The 16,048-nt window shown below is 53.4% G+C and carries 12 protein-coding genes; 7 read left to right on the forward strand and 5 right to left on the reverse strand.

The annotated features are described in order from the left end of the window. Positions 1 to 138: 138 nt before the first annotated feature. From aceF to pdhR, 3 genes are all read right to left on the reverse strand, one after another. Positions 139 to 2,034 carry a pyruvate dehydrogenase complex dihydrolipoyllysine-residue acetyltransferase gene (aceF, locus tag C5523_RS22775; RefSeq protein WP_108702024.1) on the reverse strand — a complete coding sequence of 632 codons (1,896 nt, stop codon included), beginning with the start codon at positions 2,032 to 2,034 and terminating at the stop codon, positions 139 to 141. 14 nt (positions 2,035 to 2,048) lie between these two features. Next, complete coding sequence (gene aceE / locus C5523_RS22780) at positions 2,049 to 4,712, reverse strand: pyruvate dehydrogenase (acetyl-transferring), homodimeric type (protein WP_039078391.1); 2,664 nt, start codon at positions 4,710 to 4,712, stop codon at positions 2,049 to 2,051. A 285-nt stretch (positions 4,713 to 4,997) separates the two neighbouring features. Beyond that, entirely contained in the window at positions 4,998 to 5,762 is a 765-nt protein-coding gene (gene pdhR, locus C5523_RS22790; protein ID WP_039078390.1) for a pyruvate dehydrogenase complex transcriptional repressor PdhR, read from the reverse strand. Positions 5,763 to 6,296: 534 nt separating this feature from the next. Between pdhR and aroP the strand changes: the two genes are divergently transcribed. The 3 genes from aroP to C5523_RS22805 all read left to right on the forward strand — a co-directional run bounded on the left by aroP (position 6,297) and on the right by C5523_RS22805 (position 10,193). Next, positions 6,297 to 7,670: an aromatic amino acid transporter AroP gene (gene aroP, locus C5523_RS22795; RefSeq protein WP_107224044.1), complete on the forward strand. Its 1,374-nt coding sequence runs from the start codon at positions 6,297 to 6,299 to the stop codon at positions 7,668 to 7,670. Between the two features lie 169 nt (positions 7,671 to 7,839). Next, complete coding sequence (locus C5523_RS22800; RefSeq protein WP_108702026.1) at positions 7,840 to 9,246, forward strand: glycoside-pentoside-hexuronide (GPH):cation symporter; 1,407 nt, start codon at positions 7,840 to 7,842, stop codon at positions 9,244 to 9,246. Continuing rightward, positions 9,243 to 10,193, forward strand: a complete 951-nt coding sequence (locus tag C5523_RS22805; protein WP_108702027.1) for a family 43 glycosylhydrolase — start codon at positions 9,243 to 9,245, stop codon at positions 10,191 to 10,193. Before C5523_RS22800 ends, C5523_RS22805 begins: the two co-directional genes overlap by 4 nt. A 141-nt stretch (positions 10,194 to 10,334) precedes the next feature. Here the strand turns inward: C5523_RS22805 and ampE are convergent, their stop codons facing one another. Both ampE and ampD read right to left on the reverse strand, forming a co-directional pair. Beyond that, complete coding sequence (gene ampE, locus C5523_RS22810; protein ID WP_108702028.1) at positions 10,335 to 11,189, reverse strand: beta-lactamase regulator AmpE; 855 nt, start codon at positions 11,187 to 11,189, stop codon at positions 10,335 to 10,337. Then, positions 11,186 to 11,749: a 1,6-anhydro-N-acetylmuramyl-L-alanine amidase AmpD gene (ampD, locus tag C5523_RS22815; protein WP_108702029.1), complete on the reverse strand. Its 564-nt coding sequence runs from the start codon at positions 11,747 to 11,749 to the stop codon at positions 11,186 to 11,188. The genes ampE and ampD overlap by 4 nt, the downstream gene beginning before the upstream one ends. A gap of 142 nt (positions 11,750 to 11,891) precedes the next feature. Here ampD and nadC point away from each other — a divergent pair, with 142 nt between their 5' ends. The 4 genes from nadC (at position 11,892) to hofC (ending at position 16,046) form a co-directional block, all read left to right on the forward strand. Then, positions 11,892 to 12,785: a carboxylating nicotinate-nucleotide diphosphorylase gene (nadC, locus tag C5523_RS22820; RefSeq protein WP_108702030.1), complete on the forward strand. Its 894-nt coding sequence runs from the start codon at positions 11,892 to 11,894 to the stop codon at positions 12,783 to 12,785. Between the two features lie 235 nt (positions 12,786 to 13,020). Next, positions 13,021 to 13,458: a prepilin peptidase-dependent pilin gene (gene ppdD / locus C5523_RS22825; RefSeq protein WP_079497247.1), complete on the forward strand. Its 438-nt coding sequence runs from the start codon at positions 13,021 to 13,023 to the stop codon at positions 13,456 to 13,458. A 10-nt stretch (positions 13,459 to 13,468) separates the two neighbouring features. Further along, positions 13,469 to 14,854: a type II secretion system protein GspE gene (gspE, locus tag C5523_RS22830; RefSeq protein ID WP_108702031.1), complete on the forward strand. Its 1,386-nt coding sequence runs from the start codon at positions 13,469 to 13,471 to the stop codon at positions 14,852 to 14,854. Continuing rightward, positions 14,844 to 16,046: a protein transport protein HofC gene (gene hofC, locus C5523_RS22835; RefSeq protein WP_108702032.1), complete on the forward strand. Its 1,203-nt coding sequence runs from the start codon at positions 14,844 to 14,846 to the stop codon at positions 16,044 to 16,046. Before gspE ends, hofC begins: the two co-directional genes overlap by 11 nt. Positions 16,047 to 16,048 lie beyond the last annotated feature (2 nt).

A 16,048-nucleotide genomic window follows, 5' to 3' on the forward strand; every position in this document is an offset into this window, starting at 1 on the left:
CGTTCTATCCGCCCGCAGTTTACAAAAATGTTAACAATTTTGAAACAACAAACGGCTCACGAATTCTCGTTTCGCTAATAACCTCACAGACATTATGAGGTTAAAAGGAAAAAGCCGGCCGTCAGGCCGGCTTTTCGATTACATCACCAGACGACGGATGTCTGACAGCATGTTGTTGATGATGGTAATGAAGCGAGCACCATCAGCACCGTCAATCACGCGGTGGTCGAAGGACAGAGAGATCGGCATCATCAGACGCGGAACGAACTCTTTACCGTTCCAGACCGGCTCCATCGCAGACTTGGAGACACCCAGAATAGCCACTTCCGGCGCGTTAACAATCGGGGCGAAGTGGGTTGTACCCAGGCCACCGATGCTGGAGATGGTGAAGCAACCGCCCTGCATTTCGCCAGCAGTCAGCTTGCCATCACGCGCTTTTTTGGAGATCACGGTCAGCTCACGAGACAGCTCAGTGATGCTCTTCTTGTTCACGTCTTTAAAGACCGGAACAACCAGACCGTTCGGAGTATCAACCGCAACACCGATGTTGATATATTTTTTCAGGGTCAGACGCTGACCGTCTTCGGACAGAGAGCTGTTGAAGCGCGGCATCTGTTCCAGCGCAGCAGCAACGGCTTTCATGATGAAGACAACCGGGGTGAATTTCACGTCCAGTTTACGTTTCTCAGCTTCGGCGTTCTGCTGTTTACGGAACGCTTCCAGATCGGTGATATCGGTTTTGTCGAAGTGCGTAACGTGCGGGATCATCACCCAGTTACGGCTCAGGTTAGCACCAGAGATTTTCTGGATACGACCCAGTTCCACTTCTTCGATTTCACCAAACTTGCTGAAATCAACTTTCGGCCACGGCAGCATGCCAGGCAGACCGCCACCAGTCGCAGCAGCAGGAGCAGCTTCTGCGCGCTTGATAGCCTCTTTCACGTAAGTCTGAACGTCTTCGCGCAGGATACGACCTTTACGGCCAGTCCCCTTCACTTTCGCCAGGTTCACACCGAATTCGCGCGCCAGGCGGCGGATCAGCGGAGTCGCGTGAATATAAGCGTCGTTTTCAGCAAACTCAGATTTGCCTTCTGCTTTCGCCGCAGGAGCAGCAACAGGTTTAGCAGCCTGAGCGGCCGGAGCCGGGGCAGCGGCGGCTGGTGCAGCAGCCGGAGCCGCCGCAGGCGCAGCGCCTTCCACTTCGAAGACCATGATCAGGGAGCCGGTAGACACTTTGTCGCCAGTGCTGATTTTGATCTCTTTAACGGTACCTGCGAACGGCGCCGGCACTTCCATGGAAGCCTTGTCGCCTTCAACGGTGATCAGTGACTGCTCAGCGGCAACTTTATCGCCCACTTTCACCATCACTTCGGTCACTTCAACTTCGTCACCGCCGATATCCGGTACGTTAACGTCTTTTGCGCCAGCCGCAGCAGCAGGAGCCGCGGCCTGAGCCGGAGCCGCCTGTGCAGGCGCGGCAGCAGGTGCAGCACCCGCCACTTCGAAGACCATGATCAGGGAACCGGTAGACACTTTGTCACCAGTGCTGATTTTGATCTCTTTCACGACGCCCGCGAACGGTGCCGGAACTTCCATAGAGGCTTTATCGCCTTCAACGGTGATCAGAGATTGCTCAGCGGCAACGGTGTCGCCTGGTTTAACCATGATTTCAGTGACTTCAACTTCATCGCCGCCGATATCCGGTACGTGAACTTCTTTCGCACTCGCGGCTGCAGGTGCTGCTGCCGGAGCCGCTTCTTTCTTCTCTTCTGCCTTGGCAGGTGCAGCGGCTGCTGCACCGTCGGCGGAATCGAAAATCATAATCAGTTTGCCGGTCTCGGTTTTGTCGCCAACAGAAACTTTAATTTCTTTGACGACGCCAGCCTGCGGAGACGGGACTTCCATAGAGGCTTTGTCGCCTTCTACGGTGATCAGCGACTGTTCTGCTTCAACTTTGTCGCCCACTTTGACCAGGATCTCGGTGATTTCAACTTCATCAGCCCCGATGTCCGGTACGTTGATTTCGATAGCCATTATCTTTTTACCTCTTACGCCAGACGCGGGTTAACTTTTTCTGCATCGATGTTGAATTTGGTAATTGCTTCCGCAACCACTTTCTTATCGATTTCGCCACGTTTAGCCAGTTCGCCCAGTGCTGCTACAACCACATAAGAAGCATCAACTTCGAAGTGGTGACGCAGGTTTTCACGGCTGTCAGAGCGGCCGAAGCCGTCGGTACCCAGTACACGGTAATCATCAGCCGGTACATAAGTACGAACCTGCTCTGCGAACAGTTTCATATAGTCAGTAGATGCCACAGCCGGCGCATCGTTCATCACCTGAGCGATGTACGGAACGCGCGGGGTTTCCAGCGGGTGCAGCATGTTCCAGCGCTCACAATCCTGGCCATCACGCGCCAGTTCAGTGAAGGAAGTGACGCTATAAACGTCAGAACCAACGCCGTAGTCTTTCGCCAGGATCTGTGCCGCTTCACGCACGTGACGCAGGATAGAACCGGAGCCCAACAGCTGAACTTTACCTTTGCTACCTTCCAGAGTTTCGAGTTTGTAGATACCTTTACGGATACCTTCCTCGGCACCTGCTGGCATTGCCGGCATATGGTAGTTTTCGTTCAGCGTGGTGATGTAGTAGTACACGTTCTCTTGCGCTTCACCGTACATACGGGTCAGACCATCATGCATGATGACCGCCACTTCGTACGCGTAAGACGGATCGTAAGAGATACAGTTCGGGATAGTCAGAGACTGAATGTGGCTGTGACCATCTTCGTGCTGCAGACCTTCGCCGTTCAGGGTCGTACGACCGGAAGTACCACCTACCAGGAAGCCGCGCGCCTGTTGGTCGCCAGCCTGCCAGCACAGGTCACCGATACGCTGGAACCCGAACATGGAGTAATAGATGTAGAACGGGATCATCGGCAGGTTGTTGGTGCTATAAGAGGTCGCAGCAGCCAGCCAGGATGCGCCAGCGCCCAGCTCGTTAATACCTTCCTGCAGAATCTGGCCTTTTTCGTCTTCTTTGTAGTAAGCAACCTGCTCACGGTCCTGCGGGGTGTACTGCTGGCCGTTCGGGCTGTAGATACCAATCTGACGGAACAGACCTTCCATACCGAAGGTACGTGCTTCGTCAGCGATGATTGGAACCAGACGATCTTTGATAGACTTGTTCTTGAGCATCACGTTCAGGGCACGAACGAAGGCGATAGTGGTAGAAATCTCTTTATTCTGCTCTTCCAGCAGTTGGGAGAAATCTTCCAGCGCAGGCAGTTCCAGCTTCTCGGTGAATTTAGGCTGACGAGCAGGCAGGTAGCCTTTCAGCGCCTGACGACGTTCGTGCAGGTACTTATACTCTTCAGAACCTTCCGGGAAGGTCAGGTAAGACAGGTTTTCAACCTGCTCATCGGTTACTGGAACGTTGAAACGGTCGCGGATATAACGCACGCCGTCCATGTTCATTTTCTTAACCTGGTGCGCGATGTTTTTACCTTCAGCGGTATCGCCCATGCCGTAACCTTTGATGGTGTGGGCCAGGATTACAGTCGCTTTACCTTTGGTTTCACGCGCTTTTTTCAGTGCAGCGTAGACTTTCTTCGGATCGTGACCACCACGGTTCAGGGCCCAGATCTGCTCGTCAGTCCAGTCGGCAACCAGTGCAGCAGTTTCCGGGTATTTACCGAAGAAATGCTCACGGACGTAGGCGCCATCTTTGGATTTAAAGGTCTGATAGTCGCCGTCAACGGTTTCGTTCATCAGTTGAATCAGTTTACCGCTGGTATCTTTACGCAGCAGCTCATCCCAACGACCGCCCCACATCACTTTGATCACGTTCCAGCCAGCACCTGCGAAGATGCCTTCCAGTTCGTTGATGATCTTGCCGTTACCGGTTACCGGGCCATCAAGACGCTGCAGGTTACAGTTGATGATGAAGCACAGGTTGTCCAGCTTCTCACGGGTAGCGATGGTGATCGCGCCTTTAGATTCCGGCTCGTCCATTTCACCGTCGCCCAGGAAGGCGTAAACGGTCTGCTCAGAGGTATCTTTCAGGCCACGGTGTTCCAGATATTTCAGGAATTTTGCCTGATAGATCGCACCGATAGGGCCCAGACCCATGGATACGGTCGGGAACTGCCAGAATTCCGGCATCAGTTTCGGGTGCGGATAAGAAGACAGGCCTTTGCCATGAACTTCCTGACGGAAGTTGTTCATCTGCTCTTCAGTCAGACGACCTTCCAGGAAGGCACGTGCATAGATGCCCGGAGAGATGTGGCCCTGGAAGTACACCAGATCGCCGCCGTCTTTCTCGTTGGCTGCACGGAAGAAATGGTTAAAGCACACTTCGTAGACAGTTGCGGAAGACTGGAAGGACGCCATGTGGCCGCCCAGTTCGAGGTCTTTCTTGGAAGCGCGCAGAACCGTCATGATAGCGTTCCAGCGAATTGCCGAGCGAATACGACGTTCCAGCTCCAGATTACCCGGGTATTCCGGTTCGTCTTCAACGGCAATAGTGTTGACATAGTTGCTAGCTCCGGTACCAGCGGCAACTTTCACGCCCCCTTTGCGGGCTTCGGAAAGCAGCTGGTCAATCAGATACTGAGCACGCTCAACACCTTCTTCACGGATTACCGATTCGATCGCCTGTAGCCAGTCGCGAGTTTCAATCGGATCCACGTCATTTTGGAAACGTTCTGACATGGGGGGTATTCCTTATCTATCTAATACGTTGAGTTATCTGGAACCTGTCCCATTGCCCTCTTTGTTCTTCATACCTCAGGTTGTCTCGTTGTTGGCTGCGCTTCCTCGCACCAGCCACATAGTTCACTATGCTGCTGGCGCCTCGCGCATTTGCCGCCACGATACAACCCGAATTATTTTGAACAACTAAAAGAGCAATAAGACAGGTTCTGCGTTTAGTTGCCGCGCTCTAAATTTTTGGCGCTCTGGTTACAACTCTTCCGGCACAAACTCCACCAGAAAATGCTAATTCTTTCTCTGTTCCAGCCGACGGAGCGAGCGTTCACGACGGCTCTGCTCACGGCTGCGGTCCAGCAGGATCTCTTCGATAAAAGCCAGGTGGCGATGAGAGGCTTCACGCGCTTCTTCAGGTTCGCCCGCCATAATGGCTGCAAAGATACTGCTGCGATGCTTACTCACCAGCGGCAGCATCTCGCGGCGCGCGTAGAGCAATTCGAAATTCTCACGAACATTCTGTGCCAACATAGGTTCCATGCAACGAAGCAGGTGTAAAAGCACAACATTATGTGCCGCTTCGGTTACAGCGATTTGATATTGCACGACAGCGTTCGATTCCGCGTCGAGGTCGCCGGACTGCTGCGCCAGTTCAATCGCCTGATGCAGTTCGCCAATGCGTACCTTGTCTTCGTCCGTGCTGCGTAATGCGGCGTAATAAGCGGCAATGCCTTCCAGTGCGTGACGCGTCTCAAGCAAATCAAATTGGGATTCGGGATGGTCGGAGAGCAACTCAACGAGCGGATCGCTGAAGCTCTGCCAGAGGCTGCTTTGAACAAACGTACCGCCACCCTGACGACGCAGCAGAAGCCCTTTCGCTTCGAGGCGCTGGATGGCCTCACGCAGTGAAGGACGTGAAACATCGAACTGTTTGGCCAGTTCGCGTTCTGGAGGCAATTTTTCACCGGGGCGCAAGGTCCCCTCAAGAATCAAAAACTCCAGTTGCTGCTCAATCACATCGGATAGTTTTGGCTGGCGGATTTTGCTGTAGGCCATTGTTCCCTGTCTCTACCATTCGCCCGGAGTAAATTGGTCTTACCAATTTCATATTCGTGACGCTAAAGTAACAAAGTATTCACCTTATGTCCATACAGGTTTTGATTGAAATCAGTAAACACTGCACATTTTAACAACGTTACAGAAATAACATTTCAAACATGTAACCTTGCACAAATGACTCGTTTACTCCCAAAGAGGCAATTTTAACTTTATTGAAACGCGCTCATTTAAATTTGAACCGATTCAGTGTGAATAGATTTGCATACCAAAACCAAATAAATGCATAAATAGTCGATTGAGCAAAAAACAGACTGAACCGAGGCGATTTACAAATGGTTTCTTTTTATGCAAGTCGTCATATCCCCTTCACAAAGCAGGTGCAAACGCCAGCGCTTACCACTATTCTGAGCTTCACGAAAGGGATGAGTGCAAATTCACGTCAGCATTTCGTAAATAAAAAAATACAATAAATGGAATTTCTCCCTTACACGCAGACAACAGCGTAGACATAATAACCACACACGAGGTTTCATGATGGAAGGTCAACAGCACGGCGATCAGCTTAAGCGCGGCCTTAAGAACCGCCATATTCAGCTTATCGCGCTGGGCGGCGCTATCGGGACTGGCCTGTTTCTGGGCAGCGCGTCAGTCATTAATTCTGCAGGGCCAGGGATTATCCTGGGTTATGCCATTGCGGGTTTCATTGCTTTTCTGATTATGCGCCAGTTGGGCGAGATGGTCGTTGAGGAGCCGGTTGCAGGCTCATTCAGCCACTTCGCGTACAAATACTGGGGTAATTTCGCGGGTTTTGCCTCCGGCTGGAACTACTGGGTACTGTATGTGCTGGTTGCGATGGCGGAACTCACCGCCGTTGGTAAATATATCCAGTTCTGGTGGCCAGAAATCCCAACCTGGGTCTCCGCAGCGGCCTTCTTCGTTATTATCAACGCCATTAACCTCACCAACGTTAAAGTGTTTGGTGAGATGGAGTTCTGGTTCGCCATTATTAAAGTGGTTGCTGTAGTGGCGATGATCCTGTTCGGCGGCTGGTTACTGTTCAGCGGCAGCGCAGGTCCACAGGCGACAGTACGCAACCTGTGGGAGCAAGGCGGTTTCTTGCCACACGGTATCTCAGGCCTGGTAATGATGATGGCTATCATCATGTTCTCCTTTGGTGGCCTTGAGCTGGTAGGGATTACGGCTGCAGAAGCGGACAACCCGGAGCAGAGCATTCCAAAAGCGACCAACCAGGTTATCTACCGCATCCTGATCTTCTATGTGGGCTCACTGGCTGTCCTGCTTTCTCTGCTGCCGTGGACGCGCGTCACCGCGGATACCAGCCCGTTCGTATTGATTTTCCATGAGCTGGGTGACACCTTCGTGGCGAATGCATTGAACATCGTCGTGCTGACTGCCGCGCTGTCGGTTTACAACAGTTGCGTATACTGTAACAGCCGTATGCTGTTCGGCCTCGCACAGCAGGGGAACGCGCCAAAAGCGCTGCTCTCCGTCGATAAACGTGGTGTTCCGGTTAATACCATTCTGGTTTCCGCTGTGGTCACTGCGCTGTGCGTACTGATCAACTATATGGCGCCTGAATCGGCATTTGGCCTGCTGATGGCACTGGTGGTTTCTGCCCTGGTCATCAACTGGGCAATGATTAGCCTGGCGCATATGAAGTTCCGTAAAGCCAAACAGCAGCAGGGCGTGACGCCGCGTTTCCCGGCGCTGTTGTACCCGTTAGGTAACTGGATTTGCCTGCTGTTTATGGCAGCCGTACTGGTCATTATGCTGATGACTGACGGCATGGCTATCTCCGTCTACCTGATCCCGGTATGGCTGGTCATCCTTGGCGTCGGCTATATGTTTAAAGAGAAAAGTGCAAAAGCGGTGAAAGCGCACTGATTTTGCCTGCTCCCCTCTCCCGCACGGGAGAGGGTTGTTATTCAATTGTTACCAACCTCACACTTTCCCCTATGTAGCTGTTTTGTCCATGTTCCCGCCAACATCCTGTAACGCAAATTTTGTTTAGCGGGCGAATAATTATTCCCACAACTCACTGGGAGTATCGTCGATGGACAACAGTAAACTCTCTGTTAAAGAGAAAATCGGCTATGGGATGGGCGATGCCGGATGCAACATCATCTTTGGCGCCATCATGCTGTTTGTTAATTACTTTTACACGGATATTTTCGGTCTGGCACCTGCACTGGTAGGGGTGTTATTGCTCTCAATTCGCGTGATAGATGCCATCACTGACCCGATCATGGGGGCGATAGCCGACCGCACCCAAAGCAAGTACGGACGTTTTCGTCCATGGCTTTTGTGGATAGCCTTGCCCTATGCCGTGTTCAGCGTGCTGATGTTTACCACACCGGACTGGACCTACCATAGCAAAGTTATCTATGCCTTTATTACCTACTTCCTGCTCTCACTGACCTACACTGCGATCAACATCCCCTACTGCTCGTTAGGCGGCGTGATAACCAACGATCCAAAAGAGCGTGTGGCCTGCCAGTCTTATCGTTTTGTGATGGTAGGGATTGCCACCCTGCTGCTGTCGCTGACGTTACTCCCCATGGCCGAATGGTTTGGTGGCGAAGACAAAGCCAAAGGCTATCAAATGGCGATGACGGTTCTGGCGTTTATCGGCATGTGTATGTTCTTGTTCTGCTTCGCTACAGTTCGCGAGCGTGTGCGCCCGGCGGTCCCAACCCATGACGATATGAAAAAGGACATGAAGGATGTCTGGAAAAACGACCAGTGGGTGCGGATTTTGCTGCTCACGCTGTGTAACGTCTGTCCGGGCTTTATCCGCATGGCCGCCACCATGTACTACGTGACCTGGGTCATGGGGCAAAGCACTCACTTCGCCACTCTCTTTATCAGCCTGGGCGTTGTCGGCATGATGATCGGCAGTATGCTGGCAAAAGTCCTGACCGACCGCTGGTGCAAGCTGAAAGTCTTCTTCTGGACTAACATCGCGCTGGCGATTTTCTCCTGCGCCTTCTACTTCTTCGATCCGAAAGCCACGGTCATGATTGTGGTGCTCTACTTCCTGTTGAATATTCTCCATCAGATCCCTTCCCCGCTGCACTGGTCGCTAATGGCGGATGTGGACGATTATGGCGAGTGGAAAACCGGCAAACGTATCACCGGGATCAGCTTCTCTGGCAACCTGTTTTTCCTGAAAGTGGGGCTGGCGGTTGCTGGTGCGATGGTGGGCTTCTTACTCTCCTGGTACGGTTATGATGCAGGTGCCAAAGCGCAGAGTGCCAGCGCTATCAATGGCATCATGCTGCTGTTTACCGTTATTCCGGGCGTGGGCTATCTGATTACCGCAGGAGTCGTACGCCTGCTGAAAGTGGATCGGGAACTGATGAAAACCATTCAGGCCGACCTGGAAAAACGCCGCGTCAATTATCATGAACTGAGCGAGAACCAGGGCGTTCCCGTTGGTGAACATGTAAGGAAAGCATAATGAACTGGCCGAATCCCTTTATTGAGCAGCGTGCCGACCCGTATATTTTGCGTCATGATGGCAACTATTATTTTGTGGCCTCAGTCCCGGAATATGACCGGCTGGAAATCCGCCAGGCCAGTACTTTGGAGGGGCTGCGCGAAGCGCAAGGCGTGACCGTCTGGCGTAAACCGGCTACCGGACCAATGAGCGAACTCATCTGGGCGCCTGAGCTCCATTATATCGACGGTAAATGGTATCTCTACTTTGCCGCCACCTGGACGAAGGCACTGGATGCGCTGAACATGTTCCAGCACCGTATGTTTGTGCTGGAGTGCGCCGATGCCGATCCCCTTAGCGGGGTCTGGCTTGAAAAAGGCCAGGTGAAAACCCCGTTCGACACCTTTGCATTGGACGCCACGACCTTTGTTCATCAGGGTAAACGCTGGTACCTGTGGGCACAGAAATCACCGGAGATTGCCGGTAATTCAAACCTCTATATTGCGGAGATGGAAAACCCCTGGACGTTAAAAGGTGAACCTCTCTTACTGAGCAAGCCGGAGTACGACTGGGAATGCAGGGGTTTTCTGGTAAACGAAGGCCCGGCGGTGCTGTTTCACGGCGACAGATTGTTTATCAGTTACTCTGCCAGCGCCACGGACGAGAACTACTGCATGGGACTGTTGTGGATTGATGTTAACGCTGACCCGCTAGTGGCGGCCAACTGGCATAAATCACCGCAACCGGTATTCCGAACCAGTTACGAGAACCGGCAATATGGCCCCGGTCATAACAGCTTTACCCAAACCGCGGACGGTAAAGATGTGCTGGTCTACCATGCCCGAAACTATACGGAGATTGAAGGCGACCCGCTTTACGATCCAAACCGCCATACCCGCCTGAAGCTGATTCGCTGGCAAGAAAACGGGATGCCAGACTTCGGCATCCCGCCTGCGGACACGCAATAAATTTATACTCTAAATTATTCTGGTTGCAGGAAGGCGGCAAGTCAGTAAATCCCCAGGAGCATAGATAACTTTGTGACTGGGGTGCGCTGAAGTAGCCAACGCACATGCAGCCTGAAGTATGACGAGTATAACGGCACGTGGTTACATCAGCGTGCCGTAAATGGTTAACAGCGCCACCACCACCACCATCACGAACGAGGTTTTTTTGGCCATTGAGACGGCGGCTTTTGGTGTCTCGACTTTATCCATATGCGGCTCGCGGGCCAGCGAGAACTGCGCAAGACACGTTAGTACATGATATTGCGAAGAATGCCGGTCGGTCAGCGAGGCAAACCATGCTGGCAGCGCCTTTTCACCATGGCCGATCAACGCATAAACCACGCCCGCCAGGCGCACCGGGATCCAGTCCAGCACGTGTAAAATCGCGTCGATTCCGGACTGCTGGCGTTCATTCGGCGTCTGATAGCGAGCCAGCCAGGATTGCCATGCACGCAAAAAACCGTAGCCAACCAGCGTCACAGGCCCCCATATTCCACCGACGATAAACCAGAACAGCGGTGCCAGATAATAACGAAAGTTGATCCACAAAAGCGCATTTTGCAGCTCGCACAGGTACTCCCGTTCATTACAGCCCGGCGGTATACCATGAATCAACGTGAGCTCATTCGCCATGGCATTATGGGCGTGGCTGTCATTGCGCGCGGCCGCTTTGAGGTAAGCATGGTAATGCAGACGCACTTTTCCAGCACCGATACACAAAAGCCCCAGCAGGATCCACACCACCAGCAGTGGCACATTGAAAAAGAGCCCCTCCAGCGCCTGCAAAATGAGGAAGGCCACCAGCATGGCGACCACCGCCATCAGGAGCGTTCTCAACATAGAGTAGTGTTTGACCCGGCGGAACAACACTTCCAGGCGATGATCCAGTTGCCAGTGTTCTCCGAGTTTAAAAAGCCGCTCGGCAATAAGAACCAGCAGCATGGTAAACAGTGTCATGACATCTCCTTATCTGATTCTCCCGCCACCAGCCCGCGAAATCGTGGCCAGTCAAACGCCGGACCGGGATCGGTTTTGCGCTCAGGGGCGATATCGCTGTGCCCGGTCATGTTGCTGGCAATCGAGGGATAAAGCGAAATCAAAGCGTGGGTAACGTTCGCCAGTTGCTGGTATTGGGCGTCGGTATAGGGCTGATCGTCGGTGCCTTCCAGCTCAATGCCGATGGAAAAATCATTGCAGCGTTCCCGCCCCTGATAACGCGACACTCCCGCATGCCAGGCTCGCTTATCAAACGGCACATATTGAACGACTTCACCGTCACGACGAATCAGGCAATGAGCGGAGACGCGCAGATGAACGATCTCAGCAAAAAAAGGATGAGCGTCAGGATCCAACGTACCGGTAAACAGCGCATCGATCCACGGTCCGCCAAATTCACCGGGAGGCAGGCTGATATTGTGGACCACGAGCAACGAAGGGGTTTCACCGTCCGGGCGGCAATCAAAATGCGGAGAAGGTACGCGACGCGCATCCGCCAGCCAGCCCTCATTTAACTGCATGCAGGATCTCCTTAATTATGGTGCTCAAACACGCTCTAGAGTAGCATGTTCAGACGCTGTCCGGTCATTGTATGTTGACGAAACGTGCAATGACAGGACACTGTCTAACTTTCTGATTCGTTACCCTTTTTGGAGTTTTATCATGCCGCCTCGCCGTTACAACCCCGATCTTCGACGTGACGCGCTTTTGCAACGCATTGAACTGGACATCCCCGCTGCCGTCGCGCAGGCCCTGCGCGAAGATTTGGGTGGAGAAGTGGATGCGAACAACGATATTACCGCGCAATTATTGCCGCCGGATAACCGCTCTCATGCGGTGATCATTACCCGCGAAAAAGGCGTGTTCTGCGGTAAGCGTTGGGTCGAAGAGGTCTTTATTCAGCTAGCTGGCGACGATGTTCGTGTCACCTGGCATGTCGCCGATGGCGATGCGGTGACGCCAAACCAGCCGTTGTTTGAACTGGAAGGCCCCTCACGCGTTCTGCTCACCGGAGAGCGCACGGCGCTTAACTTCGTGCAAACACTGTCGGGTGTTGCCAGCGAAGTAAGCCGCTATGTCGCCTTGCTGGACGGAACCAAAACACAGTTGCTGGATACGCGTAAAACTCTGCCCGGCCTGCGTACCGCGCTGAAATATGCGGTTCTGTGCGGCGGCGGCGCGAATCATCGTCTGGGGCTCTCCGACGCGTTCCTGATTAAAGAAAACCACATTATCGCTGCTGGTTCCGTTCGACAGGCCGTCGAGAAAGCCTTCTGGCTGCATCCTGACGTTCCGGTTGAAGTGGAAGTGGAAACGCTGGAAGAGCTGGATGATGCCCTGAAAGCCGGTGCCGATATCGTCATGCTGGACAACTTCGATACGCCGATGATGCGCGAAGCGGTAAAACGCACCAATGGCCAGGCGCGTCTGGAAGTTTCCGGCAACGTCACGTTCGAGACTATCCGTGAATTTGCCGAAACGGGCGTCGATTTTATCTCTGTTGGTGCATTAACCAAGCATGTCCACGCGCTGGACCTGTCGATGCGTTTTCGCTGATACCCCATAGCCCGATGGCGTCTCTCTGTCGGGCTTATCCTTCTCTTTTTCCCCTGCAAGGTAAAGCCCTTACGCCACGTTATGACTCGTTTTTCGTAAAACCTCGCAAACCTGTTGTTCAATGCTGCAATCTGCTCAAAAACGGCTGAAGCTCCGTTCCCGTTTCGTTTTTCGACCCTCGCAGGCCATCCCTTATGTTTGCCAAAGTAGCGCCACCTAACTCAAGGAGCGAACAATGGACAAGCAACGAGGCTTCACCCTTATCGAACTGATGGTGGTCATTGGCATTATTGCTATTTTGAGCGCAATCGGCATTCCGGCGTATCAGAACTACCTGCGTAAAGCCGCACTCACCGACATGCTGCAAACCTTTATCCCCTATCGTACGGCCGTTGAGCTATGCGCACTGGAGCGTGGCGGCGTCACAGGTTGCGAGGGTGGCACTAACGGTATCCCTGCCCCCACCACCACCCGCTATGTTTCAGCCATGACCATCAGCAAAGGAGTGATTACCCTCACCGGCCAGGAGAGCCTGACGGGCCTGAGCGTAGTCATGACGCCGCAGTGGAATGCGGGCAACGGTATGTCGGGCTGGGCACGTAGCTGCACGGTGGCCGATAACGGCGCGCTGAAACAGGCCTGTGAAGATGTCTTCCGTGGAAACAGTAACTAAGGGACAGCCCATGCGCCAGGATAAACTCACCACGCTGTGCAAACGCCACCATGCCTGCCTGCTTAACTGTGATGAAAAGATACTGACCATTGCCGTCGTGGGCGATCCCTCATCGGAATTACTTGAAGCACTACGTTTCGCGACACAAAAACGCATTGATATCGAATGCTGGACGCAGGAGCAGATGGACAGCCATCATCAACAGTCTGTAGAAGCGCAATCTCTCGTCCCCGTAGAGGATTCAGGTTCAGCGGTCGAATTACTTGACCAGACGCTGCAACAGGCGCTTAGCCAGAGGGCATCCGATATCCATTTTGAACCCGCGGAACATACCTATCGCATCCGGCTGCGCGTTGATGGCGTACTGCATGCGTTGCCTCTGATTCCCGGCGCGCTCGCCAACACGCTGACCGCACGACTGAAAGTATTAGGTAATCTGGATATTGCCGAACGCAGGCTGCCGCAAGACGGGCAATTCAGCACCACGCTTAACGGACAGAATGTCTCGTTTCGCATTGCCACCCTGCCGTGCCGACACGGTGAAAAAGTGGTACTGAGGTTGTTACATCAGGTAAGTCAGGCACTCGACCTTCATCAGCTAGGAATGACCCACTCCCAACTGGCGCAATTCCAGCAGGCTTTGAACAAACCCCAGGGATTGCTACTGGTCACCGGCCCCACGGGCAGTGGAAAAACCGTCACCCTCTACAGTGCGTTGCAGGCTCGCAATAAGCCTGAGATCAATCTCTGCAGCGTGGAAGATCCGATTGAGATCCCGCTTACTGGCCTGAATCAGACACAGATTAACCCACGCGCCGGGTTGACCTTCCAGAGTGTATTACGGGCGCTTTTGCGACAGGATCCGGATGTCATTATGGTCGGTGAGATCCGCGATGGCGAAACGGCTGAAATCGCCATCAAGGCCGCGCAAACCGGGCATCTGGTCCTCTCAACACTTCACACCAACTCAACAGCCGAAACACTGGTACGCATCCAGCAAATGGGGGTTGCCCGCTGGATGATCTCCTCCGCGCTCTCGTTGGTTGTCGCACAGCGGCTGGTGCGAAAGTTGTGCCCCCACTGCCACAGCCGGGAGCACGAGAATATTAACCTGCCGACATCACTCTGGCCGCGCCCCTTACCGCGCTGGGTATCAAAGGGCTGTGAGCGTTGTTATCACGGATTTTATGGGCGAGTCGCGCTTTTTGAGGTTCTGGAAGTAGACGGGGAACTGCGTCAGGCTATTGCCAGTGGGCTCCCTGCCAGCGACATTGAAAGGCAATCTCGTTCGGCGGGCATGATGACGTTGTTCCAGAACGGCTGTATGGCGGTAGAAAACGGGATCACTACTTTTGAAGAGCTGGTTCGCGTACTGGGTATGCCCGATGGCGACTAAACAACTCTGGCAGTGGGCCGGGCTTGACGATAACGGTGAACGGCACGAAGGCGCTTACTGGGCAGAACAGCGCAGCGATGCACTGTTCGCTTTGCAACAGCAATGCCTTCATCCCCTCTCTCTACGCCGTCGCCCTGTACGCCAGGCACAGTGGCGCGGTGAACACAGTAGCGAGGTCATCCACCAGCTTGCCACATTGCTGCAGGCTGGTCTGACGCTGCCGGATGGCCTGCAGTTGCTGGCCAAACAGCAGCCTTCTGTTCAGTGGCAGGCGCTATTACAGACACTGGCCGAAAACCTGGCACAGGGCGAGACATTCTCTGGTGCGCTGTCGCGCTGGCCGGAGGTCTTTCCGCCCCTTTACCAGGCAATGATACGAACAGGTGAGCTTACGGGGAAGCTCGATGAGTGCTGCTTTAAACTCGCTGCGCAGCAAAAAACACAGCTTGTCCTGGCGCGGAAAGTGAAAAAAGCGCTGCGTTATCCACTTATTGTGCTGACATTAGCCTTCATCGTAGTACTGGCGATGATCTATTTCTTACTCCCGGAATTTGCCACCATTTACCAGACATTTAACACGCCGTTGCCTGCCCTCACGCGTGGGGTGCTTGCGTGTGCGGATATCCTGCAGCAAGCCAGCCTTCCGTTAGCCATTATCAGCCTGCTTCTGGCAATTCTGTTGGGGCGTTTACAGAAACAGTCAGGCTGGCTGCGTTATCAGCAGCGTATTCTGCTGGCGTGCCCGCTGATAGGGCAACTTGTTCTTGGGCAGAAGCTCAGCCAGATCTTTACCGTGCTATCGCTGACGCAGCGTGCTGGCATCGCCTTCTTACAAGGTCTGGAGAGCGTCAAAGAAACGCTCACATGCCCATGGTGGCGAGATATTGTTGATGCTATACATCAGGACATTACACAGGGTCAGTCGATTTCAGCGGCATTCAGCGCCAGAGGGGTTTTTACGCCACTTTGCATTCAACTGGTCAGTACGGGGGAAGCCTCAGGCGCGCTGGACGCAATGTTATTTAATCTGGCGATGCATCATAGTGAACAGACGCAACATCAGGCCGACGGGCTGACCTCCATGCTGGAGCCTTTACTGCTGGTTGTGACAGGAATTATTGTCGGCACACTGATCGTGGCCATGTATCTGCCGATTTTCCATCTGGGAGATGCGATGAGTGGAATGGGATGAAA

This window comes from Phytobacter sp. SCO41 (assembly GCF_003073275.1).
Lineage (GTDB): Bacteria > Pseudomonadota > Gammaproteobacteria > Enterobacterales > Enterobacteriaceae > Phytobacter > Phytobacter diazotrophicus.

What these genes read in the sequence shown, in the direction of transcription:
- nadC (WP_108702030.1), top strand. Translation starts at nt 11,892, where the DNA reads ATGCCGCCTCGCCGTTACAACCCCGATCTTCGACGTGACGCGCTTTTG.
- gspE (WP_108702031.1), top strand. Translation starts at nt 13,469, where the DNA reads ATGCGCCAGGATAAACTCACCACGCTGTGCAAACGCCACCATGCCTGC.
- aceE (WP_039078391.1), bottom strand. Translation starts at nt 4,712, where the DNA reads ATGTCAGAACGTTTCCAAAATGACGTGGATCCGATTGAAACTCGCGAC.
- ampD (WP_108702029.1), bottom strand. Translation starts at nt 11,749, where the DNA reads ATGCAGTTAAATGAGGGCTGGCTGGCGGATGCGCGTCGCGTACCTTCT.
- pdhR (WP_039078390.1), bottom strand. Translation starts at nt 5,762, where the DNA reads ATGGCCTACAGCAAAATCCGCCAGCCAAAACTATCCGATGTGATTGAG.
- aceF (WP_108702024.1), bottom strand. Translation starts at nt 2,034, where the DNA reads ATGGCTATCGAAATCAACGTACCGGACATCGGGGCTGATGAAGTTGAA.
- aroP (WP_107224044.1), top strand. Translation starts at nt 6,297, where the DNA reads ATGATGGAAGGTCAACAGCACGGCGATCAGCTTAAGCGCGGCCTTAAG.
- ppdD (WP_079497247.1), top strand. Translation starts at nt 13,021, where the DNA reads ATGGACAAGCAACGAGGCTTCACCCTTATCGAACTGATGGTGGTCATT.
- hofC (WP_108702032.1), top strand. Translation starts at nt 14,844, where the DNA reads ATGGCGACTAAACAACTCTGGCAGTGGGCCGGGCTTGACGATAACGGT.
- ampE (WP_108702028.1), bottom strand. Translation starts at nt 11,189, where the DNA reads ATGACACTGTTTACCATGCTGCTGGTTCTTATTGCCGAGCGGCTTTTT.
- C5523_RS22800 (WP_108702026.1), top strand. Translation starts at nt 7,840, where the DNA reads ATGGACAACAGTAAACTCTCTGTTAAAGAGAAAATCGGCTATGGGATG.